Raw genomic sequence first — 268 nt, 5'->3', positions numbered from 1 at the left:
GGCGGCGCCGCCCAGTACGGCGCGTCGATCCGCAACGGCTTCCAGCTCGCGGCCGACGAGATCAACGCCGCGGGCGGGATCAATGGCAACAAGATCGTGCTGGTGGTCGAGGACGAGCAGGGCAAGAAAGAAGAAGCCATCAACGTCTTCAAGAAGCTGATCTTCAAGGACAACGTCCTGATGGTGTTCGGCCCGACGCTGTCGAACTCGGCCCAGGCCGCCGACCCGATCGCCCAGGCCGCCAAGACGGTCGCCTTCGGCACCTCCA

Annotated in this window: 1 protein-coding gene; it reads left to right on the top strand. The window is 64.9% G+C overall.

The window, feature by feature from the left end; genetic code table 11:
* Positions 1–268 (top strand): ABC transporter substrate-binding protein (locus tag R0J88_RS20585; protein WP_410900967.1); only part of this gene is annotated, 268 nt, incomplete at both ends.

The organism is Pseudoalteromonas sp. SIMBA_162, assembly GCF_046535955.1.
GTDB classification, from domain to species: Bacteria; Pseudomonadota; Gammaproteobacteria; order Enterobacterales; family Alteromonadaceae; genus Pseudoalteromonas; species Pseudoalteromonas marina.
Note: the sequence above shows the minus strand (reverse complement) of the source record. Positions and strands in the feature narration are given on the sequence as shown.